This is a genomic window from Dehalococcoidia bacterium (assembly GCA_041653995.1).
Taxonomy (GTDB): domain Bacteria; phylum Chloroflexota; class Dehalococcoidia; order GIF9; family UBA5629; genus CAIMUM01.
The window spans coordinates 153,534-176,435 of sequence record JBAZEK010000002.1; the positions used below are offsets into that span (position 1 = coordinate 153,534).

The following is a 22,902-nucleotide window of genomic DNA, read 5'->3' on the forward strand; positions in this document are numbered from 1 at the left end:
CGAGAGGGAATACGCAATGATTGGGCAACCCTTAATCTCGACATAGGCTATGGTATTCTCGTTAAGAAATCCTCAATAAATGTAAAAACCTCTAAACATAGCATTAAGAATAGAAACCATCATCAATGAATTGGATACCTAACGCATGTAACCGATTACGACATTTATCTCTGAACTCATTTACTAAAGATAGAGGGTTTTCTGACATGTCTATTTTAGCATTGACATTTTTGACTTCGTTTGACAGTTGTGACACAAATTTCTGTCCCGTGACAGATTCCAACTTCTTAGCGTGTATTAAGCAAGAGTTGCAAATATTTCGCACAGATTCGCTTGCTAAGGCTTTCTGTGTTTTTAGAAGCTCTGCTTTTAATTGCTCAACCTCACTTTTGACATTATCAATTTTCCTTTCAAACGGTGATTTAGGCATCTCCCTACCTCCCAAACGATGATTATTAAAGTATAACAGGAGTGTCAACAAATTAGATATGAAACACGTATGTCATTATACAATTGAAGCATATCGCAAAAATGGTAGAATGACTACGTGTGGGTATTTTGGTGGGGAATTCTTAAACAAGCGCACTCAGAAACTTGCGAACTGCTCGGTATCTATAGTTGGAAAAAGGCAATTGTTTCCGCTATTGCCTTCGCTCTGGCAGTCGTTATACTCAGATGGTTACCTGGAGGCGAATATCAAATGAGTGGGGAATTACGTTGGATTATAGCAGTAGTGATTGCAGCGGCACTTCTATATTTACCAATTTTCGCTTATAAATTAATGTCGATACCATCCAAACAACAGGCTTGTTTAAAATCCAAACTGAATAGATATGAAGCAGGAGAAGACGAAATATCGCAACTCATTAAAAAACTCTCTTCGCTAAAAATGAATATATCTGATGAGGAAAAAAGTTATATTGATTTACTTGTGAAGTATCAAGGGAAATTAGCAATTGGCGGTATTACAGTCGAACCAAATATCCCCAATACCAAATATATAGATGGGAAAACAGGGCAATTGATGTCACTAACTACAAAATATGGAATTACATATACTCAATTATTTGAATTCCTCCGACAAATAAGATTAGTAGGCATCATAGATGTCCGTAGCGTTTACTTGACCGAGCATGGTGGATACCAAAATTTACAAGAAACATATACTCTCAATGATTTGGGCTTTCAAGTAATGAAGCGAATTAATAAAGAAATGGGGTAAACGAAAATGGCATGGTTTAAGAAGCCTCTCAGGAAAAACATCATCATAACTATAGCCATATCGCTAATCGTATTTGGAGGCAGTGGATATTGGATTGGGTATTCTACTGGTTACACTAATGGCAATGTGGTTGGATGGGATAAGGGTATCAAATATGGTGAAAATGTCGGATACGAAAAAGGATATTCCTTGGGTTATGACAATGGCAAAGAATTTGTAGTAACTCACTTAGATCAATATGTTACGATACCTAAAGCGGTCAGTTATGAAGAAGTGGTGGAGTTCTTGGAAATGGATAAGACAGATGAGATTAAGTATGTAGATGATGTATTTGATTGTGTTTCCTACGCAAAACAGGTACGGGATAATGCGAACGCAAAAGGCATTAAATGTGGCGTGGTAATTCTTGATTTGCATAATGATACAGAGATAATGGGTCATGCTATTAATGTATTTGATACTAATGATAGCGGTTTGGTATTTGTATCGCCGCAAACAGATAAAGATGTTGGTGATTTAATGGTAGGAAGTTATTATAAAATGGATTTACTATATAGAATAACCAAGGTAGATATAATTTGGTGAAGATAATAAGAAATCGCGTACAGTTTGGAGTGAACACCTATGACTGGGCACTTAGGATTAGGAAGGTTAGAGGCAGGGAATTGGCATCAGTTATTTTGGTAGGAATAACTGGCGGGGAAGAAGTACACGCAGGTTTTTGTCTAGAGAACAGTATCGATAGGATTGACTTTATATGGTAAATAGGCAGGGAGGTAGTGAATGCTTAAAGTTTACGAGTGGTGTAAAGAACATTTGATCTGGACATACTTTCTTCAAATATTTATTTGTTGGGGAATATTGTTCGCAGTAGTATTGCCAACATATAAGCCAAACGTATTTGAGGTTGGCATGGTAATATACATGATATTTTTTTGTGTAACTTTTGTAATTGTTAATGCTTGGGTAATATGGCAGAAAAAGAGGAGTTTATGGTGGTTGTTGCTAATGGGGTGGTTTTCCCCGTTGTGGCTAAAGAATAACAATGTTATTGAACCAAAAAAGAAACAGGATAGACCTTGGTTAGATGATGATGAAAATTTATAGTTGGTGTAAAAAGCATTTAAATTGGACATGGGTAATTTTCTATGTGCTATTCCTGTTGGTGTACTTCTGCATGGCACAACCGAGTAATCTACCCGAACCATTGCCTCTAATTGTTGTTCTTATAGCTGAGATTATCGCCCTTGTAGTTGGATTATGGGTTTTGAAACAAAAGAAAAGATCGCTATGGTGGATACTGCTACAAAATATTGGATCGCCCTTGTGGTTATCTAATAAGTCTAATCAGGCACAGCCATGATATTAGAATTAATGTATTTGCTTTTTCCGTTTCACGTTCCAGTAAGGACTCTTACACTTAGGACAGACACGAGGCTCTCTCTTGATATTTCTTGGAATCCACTCATGACCACACCTCTCGCACCTGAATCCCTGTGCCTTGATCTCAATAGTCTCAGTCGGCATACATCAACTCCATCCCCAAACTTTCACTATAAGTATATACCTTTTAAATAATATAGTCAAGGGGTATTGACAGATGCCTACTCATGTGGTAATATATTGCCAGAGTATATAGTAGGTAGGTAATTAAAATGGATGCAAGACAAGAACGAGGACTTCAAATCGCGGCGACCTCAAGGATTGAGAGGAATAAGATTGGTTGGAAAGTACCTTCTCAATCGGGGGTTGGAAATTATATTGTGAACCTCGACCAGGGCGAACCATTTTGCACTTGCCCTGATTTTGAGGAACGACAACAGCCTTGCAAACACATTCACGCTGTCGAGTATGTTATTCAGCGAGAAACAAAACCAGATGGCACAGTGACTTATACAGAGGGAATTAGAGTAACCTATAACCAAGATTGGCACACATACAACGAAGCACAAACGCATGAGACGGAACATTTCTTGAAACTTCTAAGCGAACTGTGCAATGGTATTGAGCAGCCTATTTACAAATTTGGCAGGCCACGCCTTCCGCTTTCAGATGTTGTGTTTGCGCTTGTCTATAAGTCATATTGCATGATGTCTGGCAGAAGGCTTACCAGCGACCTCTTAGAAGCCCAAAATGACGGGTTTGTGGATAAAGCACCACATTACAATAGTGCCTTCCGTTACCTTGAAAATCCCAAACTCACGCCGGTCTTAAAATGTTTAATAGAACAGAGCGCAAGCCCGTTGAAAGCCGTAGAAACCGATTTTGCGGTTGATTCCTCTGGCTTTTCCACATCCACCTACCGCCGCTGGTTCGATCATAAGTATGGGAAAGAACGATCTAAACAGACTTGGGTAAAAACTCATATCATGTGCGGTGTTAAAACTCATGTGGTAACAAGTGTAGAAGCCGATCCGTATGAATCCGCTGACAATCCACAATTTACCCCACTACTTAGCCAGACTGCTAAAACATTTGAGATTAATGAGGTATCTGCGGATAAGGCTTATTCAAGCAAACGGAATATCAAAGCAACTCAGATGATTGGCGGAACAGCCTTTATCCCATTCAGAACAAACGCAGCTATACAGAAAAATGCCTCATACAACGATATGAACGATATCTGGAATCGAATGTGGCACTTTTACAACTTTAACCGTGAGGTCTTTCTACAGCACTATCACAAGCGTTCCAATGTAGAAACTACTTTCAGCATGATTAAGACAAAGTTCGGAACCGCAGTTAAGGCTAAAACGCCTACAGCCCAGGTGAACGAAGTCCTGTGTAAGATTCTATGCCACAATATCTGTGTACTCATTCAGTCTATTTATGAACTCGGTTTAGAACCTACTTTTTGGACTTCTGAGGCAAAAACGTTAGTTGCCCCAAAAGTAATAGGAAAATGAGACTTTTAAGGCAAAGCCATGTACCCGGGCTTAATAATTTGCTAACAATCTTCTGTTAGCTTTGATTACAGTGGCACGGCCATAATAATTGATTTATAGTATTTGCAGGCAGTCATATGAGCGGCAGAAAAATTCTCGTCGTTGACGATGATGTCAAGACAGTTACCCTGGTAAAGATGTACCTGGAGCGGGACGGCCATTCGGTACTGACCGCTTACGACGGTCCTGCAGCATTGCGCATATTCAGGGAACGGCAACCGCACCTTGTCCTGCTGGATGTCATGCTGCCCGGCCTGGACGGCGTCGAGATATGCCGCATACTGAGGGCGGAATCTGATATACCTATCATCATGCTTACTGCGAGAACGCGCGACGAAGATAAGATGACCGGCCTGGATACCGGGGCCGACGACTATGTAACCAAACCATTCAGCCCGGGAGAGCTGGCCGCCAGGGTGCGCGCTGTCTTCAGAAGGCTGCCGGCGGAACGGGGTCCGGCCGAAATCAGATACGGCGGTTTTTACCTGAACTTCCCCAAAAGAGAGGTGCTCCTGAACGAGAAAAAACTCAGCCTGACATCGGTAGAATTTAAAATACTGGCTGCCTTCCTGCGTGAACCGGGCCGCGTATTTGATCGTGTTGAAATCATAGATAAGGCTTTCGGATATGACTTCGAAAGCTTTGACCGGGCTATCGACGTTCATATACATAACCTGCGCCGTAAAATCGAGCCCGATCCGAAACGACCCAGATATATCAGGACAGTTTACGGGGCGGGATACAAATTATCAGAGGAGTGATTTGAAAAACAGCCTGCAGTTCCGCTTGCTGGTTGCTTTCACGTGCGTAATCCTGCTGACCGTAGGCGCCGTGTTTTTCATGACATGGAGGGCCACAGTAGAGCAGGTTCAGGAATTCAGCTATCGAATCGAGCGGATGGTCATAGACCGCATACAATCCCAGGTCACGGAATATTACCTGGAAAACAACAGCTGGGAAGGCGTGCAGCCGCTGGTCTCACATATCGGGGAACAGTTCAGCCACCGGGTCATACTGGCGGATGCGGACGGCAAGATAATAGCCGATTCGTCGTCAGAAACACCCGATGAAAAATTGAACCTCGAGAACTTTTCCAGCAAAACGTTGACCTCCTCGCTCGATCACCGGGGTCCCGAGCCGGGCGGACCCCCGGCATCACAGCCCCCGCTCTTTATGTTCTTCGGACCGCGCGTACCGCCCCCGCCTGATTCAGCGGAACCTGCCACGGCCGCCATGGACGAATCAAAAACGATAGGTTTTTTATTTATCCTGCCGTTAACGCAGTCTGAGATCGGGCTGGCGGCGCTTCAGATTATATACAGCCAGCTGGGCAGCTATTTCTTGATCGGGGCATTTCTGGCGGTTATCGTCGCTTTCCTGATTACCCTTTTTCTGTCGCGCCGTATCCTGTCACCCATCAAAGAGCTGCGGTCGGCGGCACAGCTTCTGGGCAAAGGTGATTTTTCGCAACGTGTTGACATCAGAGATAGAAGCGAGATAGGCGAACTGGCCTCCACTTTTAACTCCATGGCCGATAACCTGCAGCGCGACGAGCAGCTGCGGCAGCACATGGTATCGGATATCGCCCACGAACTGAGAAGTCCGCTCACCAATGTCAGGGGCTACCTCGAAGCAATAAACGACGGCGTTATGCAGGCCGATAAGGAAACTATCTCATCGATATACGGAGAGACCATCCTGCTCTCCCGCTTGATAAACGACCTGCAGGAGCTGAGCCTGGCTGAGGCAGGCGAACTGAAGCTCTTCCTGCAGCCCGAGGACGTGGCAGAACTGGTGCGGCTATCTATTACGGCCGTACAGGCCAAAGCATCCGAAAAGGATATAGACCTGTCTCACGATATCCCCGCAGACCTTCCGCGCGTTAACATCGATTTCCTGCGCATCAAACAGGTGCTGCTCAATCTGCTGGAGAACGCTCTGGCCCATACACCCGCGGGCGGCCGGATAAATATCGCAGCAAAATCAGATCACGGATTCATCGAGATCAGCGTATCGGATAGCGGTGAGGGCATCCCTGCTGATGAGATAAACAATATCTTCGAGCGTTTTCACCGCGTCGATAAATCCAGATCGAGGTCGACCGGCGGCAGCGGCCTGGGATTAACCATATCCAGGTATATCATTGAGGAGCACAAGGGCAAGATATGGGCCCGCAGCGAATCAGGCAAAGGCAGCTGCTTCACCTTTACGCTGCCGGTAGCGCAATAAGCATTTCGGCGTATATATCAGGCTCAATTCTCAGCATTGAACCCGCCTGGGCTAAATAAAATCTTAACATTTGAATGTTACCTTTAATAAGATTGAAATCAAGAATTTGGTTTATAAGTAATTAGCGTGTAAAATCTTACGGATATGCTCAAGGCCCCTATTAAACTCCTCATCGTCTTTTTAACCTGCTTCACAGTCTTCGCGGCAGGTTGCACTGCTGCATCCACCACAACTTCGGCAACCATCAGCAGGCAGATTCCTGTTACGCGCGGCGACCTGGTGGTGAGCGTCTCGGTGGACGGCAACCTCGAGATGACCGACTACTATAATCTCCGGTTTGCTTCAACCGGCGAGGTTAAAAAGGTGCTGGTCGAGGAAGGCGACCAGGTGAAGCAGGGCCAGCTGCTGGCATACCTGGATGACACCACTGCTCAACTGGATGTGAAAGCGGCCAATAACGCCGTGCAGTCTTCTCTCAGCACCATGTACGAAACCGTCCCACGGCTGCCACAGTTTCCAACAAGTTACTATATTGCAAGTTCAGTTACTACCGGGCCAACAATACCTGTGACTACTACAACTACGGTTACCACATTAACACCCCCTGGAACAACTGGCGTGCCTTCGGCAGGATCTAATACGGTAGTAACTATCACAGGGAATACACCAACGTTAAAAAATCCCGGTACTATAACAACAACTTCGACTACAACAGATATTGGAACCACAAGTGTTGTTCATACAGGTACTGGCCCGACTGGCGTAACAGTCACAACGACGGTAACCCCTCCCGTGGGGCCTCCAATTGTAACCACTACAAATATAGCTGCGGGCGACATACCGACGGAGGCCATACCGATAGATAGCACGACAGTCACAACATCGGTGACCACTACACGGACATCAACCACGACCACTTGGGCAGCACCAGAAGGAATTCACAACGATATCAGTTACCAGATGTATTACCCCAACGCAACCATACTGTCATCCTACCTGTGGGCGCAGGAAGAGGTAGCCAGGGCGTATGCCCTGTTTGAAAACGATGAATTCAGCGCAGCGGCATCCGAGCTGTACGTGGCATCGGCGGACCTGGAAGCCTGCATAAAAATACTGGAGGACGCCATCACCAATCCGGAGTCCGGCCTGGGCAATACGGCGCCCTTCGTAGACGAGACCAACTATACGCTCTTTTCAATACAAAATGACGGGTCGTTCGCCGCTTACTATATTCAGGAGCTGCGCAGGGAAGCGGCTGCACTGAGACAGGCGCAAACAGATATTCAGACCGTGTACGGACTGATAAACGAGGGCAAATACGACGAAGCAAGGCCGCTGCTGAGCACAGCCCTCGAGACGGTCAATAAGACCGCCGGCGAGGTCATCGAAAACATAAACAGGCTGAAACTGCCCAACGATACAACTATCTACGGCAAAGACATCAGCCTCTACCTCTACAATGCGGCGCTGGAAAGGATTAACGCGGCAATAGCGGGCATAGGACAGGGCGGGATGTACTCCAGCAGTATGAACGACAACCTGATCGTCGCGCGCCACTATATGGAACTATGCAACGGGATATTGGGCTCCAATGAAATGGTCCTCCAGCACGGCCTGGGGCTGAAGGCCGAGCAGAATGCCAGAATCGACCTGGCCGGCAAGCTGGTCAGCCAGGACACGACACAGAATAACTACGTCAACACATTCATCTGGGCGCCCATCGACGGCACGGTGGTAAGCGTAGGAGTAAAGGAAAAGGACATATTATCCTCAAAAACCAATACATCCACCAATGCTATAGTGCTGGTCAATACCAAATATATCGAGTTCTGGGGCTCGGTTGACGAAATCGATATTACCAAAATAAAGGTCGGCCAAAAGGCCACCATATCCGTGGATGCAGTCCCAGATAAGACCTTCAGCGGCGAGGTATTTTTCATCTCACCCAAAGGAACACCCGACTCCAATAACGTGGTTAAATACAGCGTCCGCATAAAGCTTGATCCCACCGACGTCGAACTCAGGGGCAAGCTGACCGCCACGGCCGATATCGGCGTCTCCACGGTTGAGAACGCTCTGCTGGTACCGCTGTCCGCGGTAAACACAACGGGTACGGCCTCCACAGTCACGGTCGTCAGCGGCACCAAAGGCGAAACGGAGAAGAGGGAGGTCACCCTGGGCATCCAGAACCAGCAGTACGTACAGGTAATCAAAGGGCTGAACGACGGCGATATGGTAATAGTCGTCGATAAGGCGAGCGGCGCCCCTGTATCTACCACCATGGGCCCACCGGGAGGCGGGCCACCTCCGGGAGGAGGAGGTCCACCTCCATAAAGATAACGCCATGAAAAAACGATTGACTGCTTTATTGCTATTAATATCTATCCTTCTTCCTATGGCGGCTGCGGACTGCGCTTCCAGCCAAACGGCTGTGGCTTCTCAGCCTGTTGAAGTTAAACGGGGAGATCTGAGCATAGTAGTGACCTCAGACGGCACTCTCACCGCGCCCGACCAGTTCAACCTCGCGTTCAATACTCCGGGCACCGTACAGACAATACTGGTGCACGAGGGTGAAAAAGTACGGGAGGGCGCGCTTTTGGCCACGACGGACCCCTGGTCGCAGATAAACTCGATAAAAACCGCCCTGTTCAGCATTCAATCCGCGCAAAACAGCATAGACCTCGGGTGCGACACCGACCATCTGCCCTACAATTATCCCGACCTGAGCATAAGCCGGATGGCCGATGAAGCGGTTAAAGATATGAAAACGGCAGCGGCCTATTTCAGCACAGGCGACTATAAGGATGCCGGTTACTGGCTGGTCATGACTTACTTCGATATCCAGGTTTGCGAAAACCTGATTGAGACCAGGCCCAACGCCGCGCAGCTGGCGGGCGCAAAGATCAATTCGACCTGGTACCCTGCCGTAGATGCGGGAGGATGGCAACCGATAACCACGGATAACGAGAAGGCCATAGATACCATGAGGTTGTACCGCGAAAAGCTGATCATAATCTCCAACCTCATGAAAGACCCTGCGGTACCCTACGAAGATATCGCGCCTCAATTTGAGCAGGCGTTGCAGGAGATCTCCGAAGTGGCCAGGACCGCCAGGAGCACTGTGACCATCAAGAGCAGGATGATCTTCAAATACGCCGATACGCCAACAAGTGTCGATTTTCTGCAGTCCGCCCTGCGATTACTCGAGGGTTTGCAGCAAAGTAGGTCATCGGATGCAGGCGATCTAAAAAATGCGATCTGGGACCTCTATACGGCCAAACTAAACCTGCAGGTTGGCCAGGACGTGCTTGAGAACCAGACATTGATATTCGAGAGCGGCGGAAAAATCAACTGGAAAACATTGCAGGACTACAACCTCAAACTCCAGGCCGCTGAGATCAACCTGTATAAAGCCAAGCGGGATATAATGAACACCGTCATTATCTCCCCTTCCAACGGCACGATCTTCAGCGTGAATCTCAAGGTAAACGACCCGCTGTCCGCCGAGGATTATGCCACCCGTCCCGCCGTGGGGCTGGTCAACACCCGGGTAATCAAATTTACCGGCAAGGTCGATGAAATCGACATTATGAAGGTGCATGTGGGCGATAATGCCACGGTCACTGTAGACGCCATCCCAGATAAAGAATTTAACTGGACGGTGAAATTCATCTCACCCTTCGGCGCGAAGTCAGGCAATGTTGTCAAATTCGATGTGATCATAGTGCCAACCGGACTTCCCGAAGACGATTTGAAGGACGGACTGCGCGCCACCGCCGAGATAACGGTAGCCAGCGTCAAGAATGCTCTGCTGGTGCCCATATCGGCTGTGATATCTACTCCCGGCGGCTCGATGGTGCTTCTGGTCAACAGCAAGACCGGGCAGGCCGAACCCAGGAGAGTGACCACCGGTCTGCAGAACTTCCAGTACACCGAGATAACTTCCGGCCTGGCGGATGGCGACAAAATTCAAATGCCCGGGAAGACGGCGGCGGGGTCTATCACCGGCCAGACCAGGCCACCGACAAGTACAGGCGGCGCCATGCGCGTACTGAGGTAAAGCTCCTGCGAAATACTTTGAAACGGGCCTAAAAATGATTGAAATTAAGAATATCAGCAAGATTTACGATATCGGAGATGTCCGGGTTAAAGCACTGGACAATGTCTCGTTCATCTGCGAAAAAGGCGAGTTCATCTCGATCATGGGCCATTCCGGCTCGGGCAAATCCACCATGATGAATATACTGGGATGCCTTGACCGTCCAACCTCGGGAAGTTATATCATAGATTCAGTGGATGTGGCCGGTATGACCGATGACGAACTTGCCGCTATGCGCAACCGCAAGCTGGGCTTCGTCTTCCAGTCCTACAACCTGCTGCCCAAGCTGACCGCCGTGGGCAATGTGGAATTGCCACTGATATATTCCGGAAATAACCACCGGCGGCCGCGCGCCCTGGCGGCGCTGGAAGCGGTGGGTATCGGCAAACGGGCCTTCCACAAGCCCAGCGAGATGTCCGGCGGCGAGCAGCAGCGCGTGGCCATCGCGCGTGCCCTGATCAACGATCCGCTGGTCATACTGGCCGACGAGCCGACGGGCAACCTGGATACCCAGATGAGCCATAACATCATGTCGCTGCTGGTGGAGCAGAGCAAGAAGGGTATAACCATCATCGTGGTCACACACGAAGAGGATATCGCCGCCTACACACAGCGTACGATTTACCTCCGGGACGGAACAATCATCGAGGATAAGAAGCGATGAGCCTCTGGGAGAGCCTTAAGTCGGCCTGGCAGGCCATCTTCTCCAACAAGACGCGGTCTTTTCTCACCATGCTCGGCATCGTGATAGGCGTGTGCGCAGTGGTGTTGCTGGTCTCGCTGGGGCAGGGCTTCCAGGTCAGCATGACGACCACCTTCAATAATATGGGGGCCAGCGCCCTTTATATTTCCACCTCCACCGATAAAGCGGTGACCAGCGTTCGACCGCTCACGCTTGATGACGCCGAGGCCCTGCAGGACAAGACAGTGGCCCCCTCTATAAGCGTTGTCTCACCCACGCTCAGCAGCAGGGTAACCGTTCAATACGGCAACAACAGCGCCAGCGTACAGGCGACCGGTGTGAAGCCGGTAATAACGGAGATACGTAACTATCAGGTGGATCAGGGACGGTTCATCACCGACCAGGATGTTTCAGCCAGGAGCAATGTAATTGTGCTCGGATACCAGACGGCAACGGACCTCTTCGGCAGCGAGAGCGCGGTAGGCAAGAGCGTGCGCGTCCAGGGCAGTAAGTACCAGGTAATCGGTACCCTTCAGAAGATGGGAGGTTTCGGCGGCGACAGCTATATCCTGATGCCTCTGACCACCATGCAGTCCAAGCTGACCGGCGGCGGCAACAATGTGCAGCAGATCGCCGTCAAGGCTGTCAACTCCGACCTGGTGGACTCGGTGATCTCCGAGGTAACCAGCATCCTCAGGAACAGGCATTACATTAGAACAGGCGCGGCGGACGATTTCACTATAACCGACATGCGTGAGACGCTGGCCAGCATGCAGGCAACGCTGGCAGGCTTCTCGCTCTTCATGGGGGCGGTGGGCGCCATCTCCCTCATCGTGGGAGGCATCGGCATCATGAACATCATGCTGGTATCGGTCACCGAGCGCACGCGCGAGATCGGCATCCGCAAGGCCATCGGCGCCAAACGCCGTGACATACTCCTGCAATTTCTGATTGAAGCTGCTGCTTTAAGCCTGACCGGCGGCCTGGTCGGCCTGGGCCTGGCCATGCTGGGGGCTACGCTGATGGGCAATATCTCACTTGGAACTACCACTGTAACGCCCGTCATTTCAGCCGGCATCGTTTTTATCGCTTTAGGTGTATCGATAGGAACGGGACTGGTCTCCGGCACCTATCCGGCCTTCCGCGCCGCCCGCCTCGACCCCATCGAATCGCTGCGGCACGAATAGGTAAATCAGTCCCCTCCGGAGCCCTATTTCTTAAGTGCCCGCAGGTCGGCGCCGGCCCGCGTGGTGAGCAGGTCATCCTGCGAAAGTCGAAGGGTGGTTTCCAGATCAGCTACCGCAAGCGCAATCTCACCCGATGCGGTGTAAACCAGGCTCCTGTTGTAGTATGAGGCCGCATCATCCGGCGCCAGTCGCACCGCCTGATCGGCGTCCTGTATGGCAAGGCCGGGCTCGCCCAGAGCTGCATAGATAAGGCTCCGGACACAGTAAGAGCGCGGCAGAGTTGGATCAAGCTCAATCGCTCTACCTGCATCAACCAGTCCCGCCTCGTATTTCCGGCTTTTATAATTGGAGTAGGCCCGTTCGTTGTGGGTGGGCGCGTAGTCAGGCTTAAAGGCCAACGCCTTGTTAAGGTCCAACAACCCTATGCTGAATTGCCACTGGTTATTGTGAAAACGTCCCAGCTCGTAATGAACCCTGTAATATTCCGGCGCAATCTCACAAGCTTTATTCAGGTCATCCAGTGTATATGTATTGAGGCGCTTCTGCTTGTAATACCAGGCGCGAGCTATATAGGCATCGGCCAGCTTCTCTTTTAAGCTAAGGTCCTCCTGATTGCTGTTCAGCATTGAGGCGGCTTCAGCGATTGCCAGATCGTATTGTTCGGTCGTCAGCAGGGCGGAGCCGGTATCGGCGGTCGTGCTGTTATCACTCACATTCAGGATCGGCTGCACATTTGGCGGCGCAGTCAGGTTGTCAAAAACTCCTTCCTGAACCGAAACGGGCAGCGCGGCGCAGGAAAGCGCCGGTGCCTGTAAAAGCAGGAAACAGAGCAACCACCCTAGTGATATGTATCTCATCAAGCTATGGCTGCAGGGCGTTGATTATGTCGGGATGTATGCCTTCGAAGCGCGATAGCCAGGCCAATCTCTCTTTTTTCAGAGCCTGACTGAGGGCCGTAATTTTTTCCCGCGGGTAGTAATTGCTCAGATCGAATCGGCTTATATCCAATCCGGGTATGTCGTTCGGCACCTCGTAACCCCAGAATTCATCCCGTTTCCAGGTGATTTTATCCCTGGCTATCATCTCCAGTATCTTGACCGAATCTACAACGGTTATCTTCTGCCCTCCGGTTAGGCCTCCCACCCTGCCGGTATTCAGCAAGTAGCATTGCATGTGTGGATTTTTACGTAAAATATCGAGGAACATGTTGCCTTCCTCTTCTTCGGAACCGACTATAAAAGGATTGGTCCCGACGACACGTCGCTGCTTGCCCGCCTCGGAAGGATCCCCAGCCGACGTTTCCACCGATTCGCCGAGCATGAAGGCGGCCGCTCCCCATTCCCGAGAGAGCTTGACTACCGGCGGTACGATTTCGTTGTGCCTGGTAATGAATATCAGAAAATCCACTTTCTCAAGGTCGACTTCGCCATCTGTAAACGCTATGTCGCGGCGCTTGACCATGGCGCGGCCGTTCGACGTTAGCGTTGAGTTGAAAAAGTCGACCTTGCCGGTTGCCTTGTCGACGTACACGTTCTCAAGGATAGCCCGCGGGCTGATTGCAGCCGCGTAGAGCAGCGGCTGGGCGGCGGATTCAAGCCCTTCGGTCTTCATGTAAAAGGACTCCTCGGTGCCGATTGCACTGCTGTCGGACTTGAGTATGACCACGTCATCCTGACGGATAATCACTCTTTCGGGCGGCCTCAGCCAGTGCGAATGACAGGCCAGCGAGGTCTTGCCGGTGCCGCTCAATCCGAAGAGCAGGAAGCCTTTATCGCAAAGCCTGCCATCCTTCATAATTCGCAGTATTTTGCTGGCTGCATGCAGGCCGATGTTGCCTTCCTTCTTGGCCCAGTACATGACCTGGCGCAACATGGCCTTCTTATTCTCCCCTTTGTAATCACTGCCCAATATTAACGTTGTGCCAGATTCGGGGACGACCAGCACCTTTTTTTCAGGCCAGTCCGGCACAGTAACCGTAATGAAATCAGGCTCTCCCGGCTCGGTGGGAAAGAGAGTATTACCCCACATCAGTGGTATGCGGGGATACCGGGCGTCTACGTAAACACGGCACCTTTTCTTGTAGCCGTTGCTCTGGCACATCACGCGGTCCAGCATGATCATATCCCGGTGATTGAGATATTTCAGCACCTCGTCCACCAGCTTCACGTTCTCGTCTTCGATCTCACCCAGTATCACTTCGGTAAATTTGGCGATTCTGTTGCGCACACGCGTCGTTACCGCAAGGTTGCCGAATTCAGAGATAACGCCTCCCTGCTCAAGAGCCCATTCCCTCAACTTATCTTCTGAAGGGTTATCTATGATATTCCCGGGATCGAATTTCGCGGCAAAAATATCTCGCATTTTATTTGAGAATAATTATGCAATCCTTTTTAATACTATTAGAGTATACTGCATCGAAAGATAAATTTATAATCGCTTTAGTAATAATCAGCAGGCTGCGGCATGTGCCGTCTTATACTGTAATTTCACGCCTATTTACGCAAACGTATATCCACCGCACCGCCTGAAAAATCAGCCCCAAAAATTCCATCGTAGATACAATTCAAAAATATTTTTGATTTTTTTGCCAAAAATACTTGACATGATTTTTTCTACATGCTATAAAAAACAAAAGAATAAAAAAATACGATTGCGACAAATAGGAAAAAAATTAAATTTTTAAGGAGGCACAGCCCAAGTTGGCGCAAGCATCAACGACCAAACAACAAGACTTATTCGAGTTCTCCGCAGAGGAGGAACCTCCAGGTCATCCTGCGACGGAAGTAGAAGAGCCTCCAAGCTTGCGCCTGTTGAGGAACCGGCAAAGGTTCTTCAACAGCGTATCCGATGAAAACTGGAACGATTGGAAGTGGCAGTTCCGCAACCGCATCACCAGTATAGAAGAGCTATCTAAACTTATCTTTTTAACGATACACGATCAGGTCAGCCTCAGGCTGGTCACCGACAAATTTCCTATCTCCATCACGCCGTACTATTTCTGCCTGATCAACCACGATAATCCCGATGATCCCATACGCCGGCAGGCTATGCCCGTTTTTGAGGAGATAGCCCTGTCAGGCATTCTTTCCGAAGACCCTCTGGAGGAGGAGAGAGACTCTGTTGTCCCCGGTCTGGTACACCGTTACCCGGACCGCGTCCTGATGGTAGTAACGGATATCTGTCCGATGTTCTGCCGCCACTGTACGCGCAAGCGTGAATGGCGGCGCGGCCGCTGGGTGCGTCCTCAACAAGAGATCGACCGCATGATTGCCTATATACGCAGCGACCCGAAAATCAGGGACGTTATTATCTCAGGCGGTGATCCGCTGACGCTTTCCACCAGGCACCTTGAAGACATCCTGAAAAAGATACGCGCTATCCCTCACGTCGAGATCATTCGTATCGGCAGCCGCGTACCTGTGGTTATGCCACAGCGTATCGATGATGAGCTTTGCGACATGCTTTCCCGCCAGGGCCCCATCTGGATGAATACACATTTCAACCACGCCAATGAACTGACGGACGAAGCTAAAGCCGCCTGCGACAAGATATTGCGCCGCGGCATACCTGTTAACAACCAGTCGGTCCTGCTGGCCGGTGTAAACGATTCTGTAGAAGGCCAACTTCAGCTCTGCCACGGCCTGCTTAAGGCGAAAATTCGCCCTTACTACCTCTTCCAGGCGGACGAGGTCGAGGGCACAGAGCATCTCCGCACCACCGTGGAAAAAGGCCTGCGCATTATCGAGGGTATGCGAGGGCATACCTCCGGGCTGGCGGTGCCCACCTACGTGATCGACCTGCCGGGCGGCGGAGGCAAGGTGCCTCTGCAGGCCAGCTACCTGGTATCCAAAACGGACGGCCAGCTCATATTCAGGAATTACCTGGGTAAAACATACAGCTACCACAATCCCAGGCCTGCAGCAGCCCCGGCCGGACGCAACGGGCGACGCAAGACAAACGATCAGCAGATGGCGCTGGAACTCGTAGCAGCGAAATAAGGACGACATGCTAATCGGCCTTGCCTACGACCTCAAGGACGACATAGACGCGGGCGGGGATTTCCCTGAGGATGCACTCGAAGAATACGATTCGATCAAGGTCGTCAGGGCTATATCACGCAGCCTGCGCTCGCTGGGACACCGGACGGTCAATCTCGGGGGAGGGCGCAAGTTCCTCGTTAATATCCTGAAGACAAAGGTCGACCTCGTTTTTAACATCGCCGAAGGGAGAGGCAACCTGCGCAGCCGTGAGGCCCAGGTGCCAGCCGCACTTGAGATGCTGAATATTCCCTATACTGGTTCAGATCCGCTGACCCTGGCCGCAACCCTGGATAAACCTCTGGCCAAACAAATAGTCGGCTACGCCGGCGTCTCCACACCCCCCTGGATAACGGTTGAATGCCGGGAGGATATCAAGGCAATCAAAGAGCAGACTATTGCTTTGCCTGCATTCGTCAAGCCCGCTTTCGAAGGTTCAAGCAAGGGTATCAGGTTGACCTCTCATGTAAATACGGCCGGCCAGGCCCGGGCTGCCGCCAGCGCTCTGCTACGCAGGTACGATCAGCCCGTAATCATAGAGAAATATATCGATGGCGAGGAGATCACGATGGGAATAACCGGCAACAATCCTCCCTCCATCGTTGGTATAATGCGGGTGGTGCCGAAGAGAAAATACAAAACATTCGTCTACTCACTGGAAATCAAGCGTGACTGGCGCAAACTGGTGGATTATGAATGCCCGGCCAAACTTGCAGGGGCAACGCTTAAGCGCATCAGTGAAGCCGGCATCAAGGCTTACAGGGCGCTGGGCTGCCGCGACTGTGCGCGCGTCGATTTTCGCGTGACATCGAGCGGCGTCCCTTACTTTCTGGAGATTAATCCTTTGCCCGGTCTTAATCCTGATTCAGGAGACCTGCCCATCATGTCTCGCAAAATGGGCTGGACCTATCAGCAGCTGATCCGGACAATACTGGAATCCGCACTGGCGAGGAGTCGATTATGCCTTTAAGAATTGCCATTATTTATAACGATCCTCCGGGTCAGGTCATTATTCCCAATGGGGAAGAGGAAGCCACGACCGGTGTCCTGGAGGAGGTCGTGGCCGTCAAGAAAGCTCTTATCAGCCGGGGGCATGAGATCGAAAAAGTCCCTCTGAGACCTCCGCTGGAGGGTGTTCCGCACGTACTGCGCAACATTCAGGCCGATGTTATCTTCAACCTTTTCGAGGGTTTCGAAGACCAGCCTCATTCGGAGCCGGTGGTGGCACGCATGATGGAAGACATGGGGCTCTCTTTCACGGGCAATCCTTCCAGCGTGCTGGACCTGACTCTGGATAAGGCGGCTTTTAAAAACGTTTTACGTGATGCAGGCATAGAAACGCCCGACTTTATGGTACTGACTCCGGCCGATGTTCGCGATTTCCGGCTCAGATTTCCCTGCATTGTGAAGCCGAGAGATGAGGATGCCAGCCACGGGCTTTCGCCGGAAAATGTCGTATCAGATATGGAGCAGTTGAAGGAACAGGTTGTCCGGATCAGCAGCCGCTTTCGGGGCAGCGCTCTGGTGGAAGAATTTATAGACGGCCGCGAGTTCAATGCATCTATCCTGGGAAACTCCGTGCACGAGCTGATTGAGATCTCCGAGATCGTCTATACTCTGCCGCCGGGCCTGCCGCGCATATTGACATTCGATTCAAAATGGTACGAGGAAACCGACTATTATATAAACACCGCCGTATCTTGCCCGGCAGAGGTCGATGCAGATTTGAGAGAAAGAATCACTAAAACCGTCCTGGCCTCCTGCCGCGCGGCAGGCTGCAGGGGATATGCCCGGGTAGATATGCGGCAGGACGTTGACGGCAGCATTAAGGTGCTGGAGGTCAACGCCAATCCGGACATCACACCTGAACTGGGTATCGCTCTCCAGGCAGATGTGCGAGGCATGACTTATGCCGATCTGATGCAAAAAATAGTCGACCTCGCTCTGGAGTAAGACTTTGGCAGTTAGAATAAGAGGCATCGTGCCTTCCGACAGGGACCATATCATCAGAGTGACCGACGAGACCGGGGCATTTCTGCCGGACGAATTGACTGTGCTTGGCGAGATCATGGACGAGTATTTCAATGATCCTGAAGGTTGCGGATACCATTTTTTAATAGCTGAGCTCGAGCACGATTTCGCCGGCTACCTTTGCTACGGTCCCACTCCCATGACGCACGGCGCATGGGACATGTACTGGTGCGCCGTCTCACCCCGGCTTCAAGGCCAGGGTATAGGCGGCACTCTCTTCACCATGGCAGCCGATCATATTAAAAACCTTGGTGGTCGGCTTATATTGATCGACACCTCCTCTAATCCCAACTATGCGGCAGCCCGCTCCCTGTACATCACGCTCGGTTACAAACATGTCAGCACAATCCCCGATTTCTATAATCCCGGCGATCACAAAGAGACATTTTGGAAAGCACTCTGAAAAGCATATAATATCCGCAACCCGGCAAGCAGGAGTTGAAGATGATTCGTTTCAGACCATCATCGGTTTGTTTCATTTTATTGCTGATAACGCTTCTGCCTGCCTTTGCCTGCGCGCCCACGGTTTCAACGGCTTCTCAGCCGGCGGAGGCAACAACGCTTCCCATATCCCTGACCGTCCTTCATGTAAACGATACACATTCATACGTGATACCCCACAGTATGCTGCTTAAGGTCAACGGCAGGGATACGGTGGCCACGGCGGGCGGGTATAGCCTGCTCAACTCCGCTGTTGAGGATATTCGCAGCCAGGAAAAAAACGTCCTGCTGCTGCATGCGGGCGATGTGCTGGAAGGCACCATCTGGACAACCAAATTCCAGGGAATGGCCGACATTGACGCCATGAATGCCATGGAGTTTGATGCCCTTGAGCTGGGAAACCATGACTTCTCACAAAATGCCCAGGAGGCGGCAGCCCTGGTGAAACGCGCAAGGTTCCCCGTGCTGGCGGCCAACATGGATGTGTCGCGGGAGCCGTTGCTATCAGGCATCAGTCCATACGTTATTTATGCCATGGAGGGCGAAAGGGTCGGCATTATCGGACTGATTACACCCGACACTGCTTTTCTCAGTTATCCCGGGAAAAACGTCGCCTTCCTGCCGGCCGCTGAAACAGCCCGCAAATATATTACCGAGCTCGATAAGCTGGGCGTTAATAAAATCATTATCCTCTCACACCTGGGCTATCAGGACGACGTCAGGCTGGCCAACGAGGTAGCCGGCATCGATATTATTGTCGGCGGACATACGGCAACATTCATGGGTGGGCCCGAGTTCGAACAGATCGGCCTCAAGCCGGAGATGCCTTATCCCACTGAAATCACGGGCCCCGACGGCAACAGGGTGTTGATCGCGCATGCCTGGGAAAGCAACCATCTGCTGGGCCGCATCAAGCTGGATTTTGACGACAGGGGAAACATCGTCGGCTACTACGGCCAGCCATTTATCTTCTCGACAAACAACTTTATGGTCGAGGATACCTGGGGTTGGAACCATCTCTGCCCCTGCAGGCCGGAATATTCGCAGATAATGAACGCCGTGGCTAAAGTTCCCGGTTTTAAAATCTACTGGAACAGCCCCGACATGGACGCTGTATTGCAGCCCTATGTAAAGCAGGTCTCCGGCGAACTCAATACTATAGTTGCCACAGCCGACGAGAACCTCCTGCGGGGTCTGAATAAAGGCCCCGGACCGCTGATAGCCGATGCCTTCCTCTGGCGCGCTAAGGGGATCAATCCGGAGGTCCAATTCGCTATCTTAGACAGCTACAATATCCGGTCCGATATCCTGAGGGGCGCCATACTGCGCAACGATATCGAAATGGTTCTCGCGCTGCGGCAAAATCTGGCCACCATGAAGATCAGAGGCAGCCTGATCAAAATGCTACTGGAGATGGGCATCGATTCGCACATCAAAGTCAAAGATCCTCCCCCGTGCTTCGAAATCTCAGGTCTCAAGATGACAATCGATATGAGCCGTAACAGTGGCGAGCGTATAACTTACCTTCAGGTCAGGCAGGCGGACGGTACGTATATCGACATGGATATGGATAGCGAATACACCATGGTCACCACCGATTACCTGGCGGACAAAGGCGTCCAACCTCTCATCAACAAGGTCAGCTGGATGGGACCTCTTGCCGATAATTTCAAATCGTGGCTTAAAGATTACCTGAGATACGCAGACCTTAATATCAGGGACGTCGACGCTATGAGCGACTATCTCGCGATACTGAGAAACGTTAAAAACGACACCATGGAGCGCACCATTATCATCCCGCCCGGCCGATAACCGTATGTCATCTCATGCGATTGCCCGGGGTTGATTAAGCCATAATATGACGGTATGATTATAATTAGAATTGGCTAAAGCACCGGGGGAAGGAGGTTACCATGGCCATAAGAAATAAAGAGGATGCTCAGAGGGTACTGAGGCATGTGCCCGACGTGAAGCGGTTCTACTGCCATGATGGGGAGATACTGAACAACATATACGATTTGAAAACTGCGCTGGGTAAAATGCATGCTTCAACCTATCGTCATCACGTCACCGATGAGAAAAACGACTTCGCACGCTGGGTGCGTGAAGTGCTGGGTGACGATAAGCTGTCCCACGACGTCGCCAAATGCCAGGATCAGAAAGAGGCCGTAACGGTCGTCTCGGAAAGGATAATCTGGCTGCGAGAGAAGGCTTAATACATTTAAAAGGTTAAATATCAGGTATCAGAATTGAGCATTACTTACACTCCTAAAGACGCGGTAATAGATGTGGTGGCCGTGGCTCTCATTCTGGCGCCTGAGCCTGCGTCAACGGCAATCGGCATAGCGATGCTGGCGCGCCCGAGGGGCACATCAAAACCCGAGACCAGACTTCCCAGGCGCACATATCCGGAATACGTCTACAAAATTGATAATATCCGCGGCAGGGAGATTACCTGGGAGGTCAGGACCATGCATCCCGGCCAGCTGCCGCTCATGGACCTGAACAGGCCGGCGGTGCAGATCAAGCCGCGCGAGCAGTTCATACGGTCGCGAACGGCTTCCGAAAAAAGCGCGGCGCAGAAGAGAGCGGAGAATTTACCTTCCGGAGTGAAGGTGCACCACGAGATATTCCGTCCCGGTCCGGCCCCGGTCAAAGGCCAGGCTGCTTTTATACCCGGCGAGACCATCCATCACACTTTACGACAAATGCCTCAAGCAGGGCAGCCGGGCGGCAGGGCCCAGCAATCAGCAGGCATTCACCATACCATTGAAAACAGCCCGGGATACCGCAGGGCGCAGGCGGGCGGCGGCTACGCGAGCACACAGCCCGATATTGTCCACCACACGATCAGAGAATCGCCGGCTGCCCGGGGAGGAAATCCCGCCAATATAGTGAAACCTGTCCGCATCGTCGAACATCATACCATCAATCCTAATCCACCCGTTCAGTACAGGGGACGACTTGTACGCCAGGACCCTCTTATCCCGCTCTCGGAGCGCAGAGGCGGCCGCTGAGCAAATCCCGCCATTTCACGAGCGCAACATAACTGCCCCCGCTAACAATTAATTGCCAACTTTGCCTGCAAGTCATAGAATTATCACCTGGAGACCGAATTAAACAACCGGAGCAGATCCATGCCTCATAAAGCCAAACGACACGATTACAAATCGCATATCATCGAGGAATACTATATAACCGAGGAGCCGTTTTATCTCCCCCTCAAAGATGAAGTGTCTCTCTTCGAGGCCGCCTACGCTGAGCGCATACCCGTGTTGCTCAAGGGCCCGACAGGTTGCGGCAAGACTCGTTTTCTCGAATACATGACATACCGTATGAGCCAGAAGGAGCGCAAGCGCAAAGACTCCTCCGGGCAGCGGGACGGTATTCCCCTGATCACCATCGCCTGCCATGAGGACCTGACTGCCAGCGATCTGGTGGGGAAGTATCTGCTGGAAGGCGATACAACTCGCTGGGTGGACGGCCCTCTGACCCGCGCTGTCAAGAGCGGCGGTATCTGTTACCTGGACGAGGTAGTGGAGGCCCGCAAGGATACCATCGTGCTGATCCATCCCCTGGCCGACCACCGCCGGTCGTTGTATATCGAGAAAAAGGGGGAGATGCTGGAAGCCAGCGACAGCTTCATACTGGTTATCTCTTACAATCCCGGCTATCAAAGTATACTGAAGAACCTCAAGCATAGCACCAGGCAGCGTTTCATCGCCATCGAGTTCACCCACCCACCCAGGAACATCGAGACCCGGATTATCGCACACGAGGCCGATGTCGATGAGGACACGGCGGGCAGACTGGCACAGCTGGGAGAAAAGATCCGCAATCTCAAGGAGCAGGACCTTTCAGAAGTCATCAGCACCCGCCTGCTGATATACGCCGCCCGTATGATCCGTCAGGGCATTCCTGCCAGGCGGGCCTGTGAAGTGGCCGCCGTCTGGTCGATCACGGATGATGCCGAAGTACAGAAATCACTTAAGGAAGTCGTTACCGCCATATTTGAATAAAAGGTCCATG

At 50.9% G+C, this 22,902-nt stretch carries 21 protein-coding genes; 18 read left to right on the plus strand and 3 right to left on the minus strand.

All coding sequences use genetic code 11. The annotated features are described in order from the left end of the window. Positions 1 to 103: 103 nt before the first annotated feature. Positions 104 to 430 (minus strand): hypothetical protein, encoded by a 327-nt coding sequence (locus tag WC359_06905; protein ID MFA5400148.1) that lies wholly within the window; start codon positions 428 to 430, stop codon positions 104 to 106. 117 nt (positions 431 to 547) lie between these two features. Here WC359_06905 and WC359_06910 point away from each other — a divergent pair, with 117 nt between their 5' ends. The 10 genes from WC359_06910 to WC359_06955 all read left to right on the plus strand — a co-directional run bounded on the left by WC359_06910 (position 548) and on the right by WC359_06955 (position 12,364). Then, positions 548 to 1,222: a hypothetical protein gene (locus WC359_06910; GenBank protein MFA5400149.1), complete on the plus strand. Its 675-nt coding sequence runs from the start codon at positions 548 to 550 to the stop codon at positions 1,220 to 1,222. 6 nt (positions 1,223 to 1,228) lie between these two features. Further along, on the plus strand, positions 1,229 to 1,807 hold the full coding sequence (locus tag WC359_06915; protein ID MFA5400150.1) for a hypothetical protein: 579 nt from the start codon (positions 1,229 to 1,231) through the stop codon (positions 1,805 to 1,807). Positions 1,808 to 2,005: 198 nt separating this feature from the next. Continuing rightward, complete coding sequence (locus WC359_06920) at positions 2,006 to 2,329, plus strand: hypothetical protein (protein ID MFA5400151.1); 324 nt, start codon at positions 2,006 to 2,008, stop codon at positions 2,327 to 2,329. A gap of 548 nt (positions 2,330 to 2,877) precedes the next feature. Beyond that, complete coding sequence (locus WC359_06925) at positions 2,878 to 4,128, plus strand: transposase (GenBank protein MFA5400152.1); 1,251 nt, start codon at positions 2,878 to 2,880, stop codon at positions 4,126 to 4,128. 116 nt (positions 4,129 to 4,244) lie between these two features. After that, positions 4,245 to 4,928, plus strand: coding sequence for a response regulator transcription factor (locus WC359_06930; GenBank protein MFA5400153.1), 684 nt, complete (start codon positions 4,245 to 4,247; stop codon positions 4,926 to 4,928). A 1-nt stretch (position 4,929) separates the two neighbouring features. Continuing rightward, complete coding sequence (locus WC359_06935; GenBank protein ID MFA5400154.1) at positions 4,930 to 6,396, plus strand: ATP-binding protein; 1,467 nt, start codon at positions 4,930 to 4,932, stop codon at positions 6,394 to 6,396. A gap of 144 nt (positions 6,397 to 6,540) precedes the next feature. Further along, entirely contained in the window at positions 6,541 to 8,730 is a 2,190-nt protein-coding gene (locus WC359_06940; protein ID MFA5400155.1) for an HlyD family efflux transporter periplasmic adaptor subunit, read from the plus strand. A 10-nt stretch (positions 8,731 to 8,740) separates the two neighbouring features. Then, complete coding sequence (locus tag WC359_06945) at positions 8,741 to 10,456, plus strand: HlyD family secretion protein (protein ID MFA5400156.1); 1,716 nt, start codon at positions 8,741 to 8,743, stop codon at positions 10,454 to 10,456. A 34-nt stretch (positions 10,457 to 10,490) separates the two neighbouring features. Beyond that, on the plus strand, positions 10,491 to 11,159 hold the full coding sequence (locus tag WC359_06950; protein MFA5400157.1) for an ABC transporter ATP-binding protein: 669 nt from the start codon (positions 10,491 to 10,493) through the stop codon (positions 11,157 to 11,159). Further along, positions 11,156 to 12,364 (plus strand): ABC transporter permease, encoded by a 1,209-nt coding sequence (locus WC359_06955; GenBank protein ID MFA5400158.1) that lies wholly within the window; start codon positions 11,156 to 11,158, stop codon positions 12,362 to 12,364. The genes WC359_06950 and WC359_06955 overlap by 4 nt, the downstream gene beginning before the upstream one ends. A gap of 23 nt (positions 12,365 to 12,387) precedes the next feature. On the opposite strand, the gene WC359_06960 is transcribed toward WC359_06955, so the two are convergent. Both WC359_06960 and WC359_06965 read right to left on the minus strand, forming a co-directional pair. Then, complete coding sequence (locus tag WC359_06960; GenBank protein MFA5400159.1) at positions 12,388 to 13,221, minus strand: hypothetical protein; 834 nt, start codon at positions 13,219 to 13,221, stop codon at positions 12,388 to 12,390. 4 nt (positions 13,222 to 13,225) lie between these two features. Further along, positions 13,226 to 14,725 carry a phosphoenolpyruvate carboxykinase gene (locus tag WC359_06965; protein MFA5400160.1) on the minus strand — a complete coding sequence of 500 codons (1,500 nt, stop codon included), beginning with the start codon at positions 14,723 to 14,725 and terminating at the stop codon, positions 13,226 to 13,228. Between the two features lie 338 nt (positions 14,726 to 15,063). Here WC359_06965 and WC359_06970 point away from each other — a divergent pair, with 338 nt between their 5' ends. From WC359_06970 to WC359_07005, 8 genes are all read left to right on the plus strand, one after another. Continuing rightward, positions 15,064 to 16,362, plus strand: coding sequence for a KamA family radical SAM protein (locus tag WC359_06970; GenBank protein ID MFA5400161.1), 1,299 nt, complete (start codon positions 15,064 to 15,066; stop codon positions 16,360 to 16,362). A 7-nt stretch (positions 16,363 to 16,369) separates the two neighbouring features. Continuing rightward, a complete protein-coding gene (locus WC359_06975) occupies positions 16,370 to 17,371 on the plus strand; it encodes a D-alanine--D-alanine ligase (protein MFA5400162.1) in 1,002 nt (333 codons plus the stop codon). Further along, positions 17,362 to 18,354: an ATP-grasp domain-containing protein gene (locus WC359_06980; GenBank protein ID MFA5400163.1), complete on the plus strand. Its 993-nt coding sequence runs from the start codon at positions 17,362 to 17,364 to the stop codon at positions 18,352 to 18,354. Before WC359_06975 ends, WC359_06980 begins: the two co-directional genes overlap by 10 nt. A 4-nt stretch (positions 18,355 to 18,358) precedes the next feature. Beyond that, positions 18,359 to 18,835 (plus strand): GNAT family N-acetyltransferase, encoded by a 477-nt coding sequence (locus WC359_06985; GenBank protein MFA5400164.1) that lies wholly within the window; start codon positions 18,359 to 18,361, stop codon positions 18,833 to 18,835. A 41-nt stretch (positions 18,836 to 18,876) separates the two neighbouring features. Then, complete coding sequence (locus WC359_06990; protein ID MFA5400165.1) at positions 18,877 to 20,685, plus strand: bifunctional metallophosphatase/5'-nucleotidase; 1,809 nt, start codon at positions 18,877 to 18,879, stop codon at positions 20,683 to 20,685. A 101-nt stretch (positions 20,686 to 20,786) separates the two neighbouring features. Further along, positions 20,787 to 21,089, plus strand: coding sequence for a hypothetical protein (locus WC359_06995; protein ID MFA5400166.1), 303 nt, complete (start codon positions 20,787 to 20,789; stop codon positions 21,087 to 21,089). Between the two features lie 33 nt (positions 21,090 to 21,122). After that, positions 21,123 to 21,890: a hypothetical protein gene (locus tag WC359_07000; protein MFA5400167.1), complete on the plus strand. Its 768-nt coding sequence runs from the start codon at positions 21,123 to 21,125 to the stop codon at positions 21,888 to 21,890. Positions 21,891 to 22,010: 120 nt separating this feature from the next. Further along, the gene (locus tag WC359_07005; GenBank protein MFA5400168.1) at positions 22,011 to 22,892 is read left to right on the plus strand and encodes a CbbQ/NirQ/NorQ/GpvN family protein; all 882 of its coding nucleotides are present in this window, start codon (positions 22,011 to 22,013) and stop codon (positions 22,890 to 22,892) included. Positions 22,893 to 22,902 lie beyond the last annotated feature (10 nt).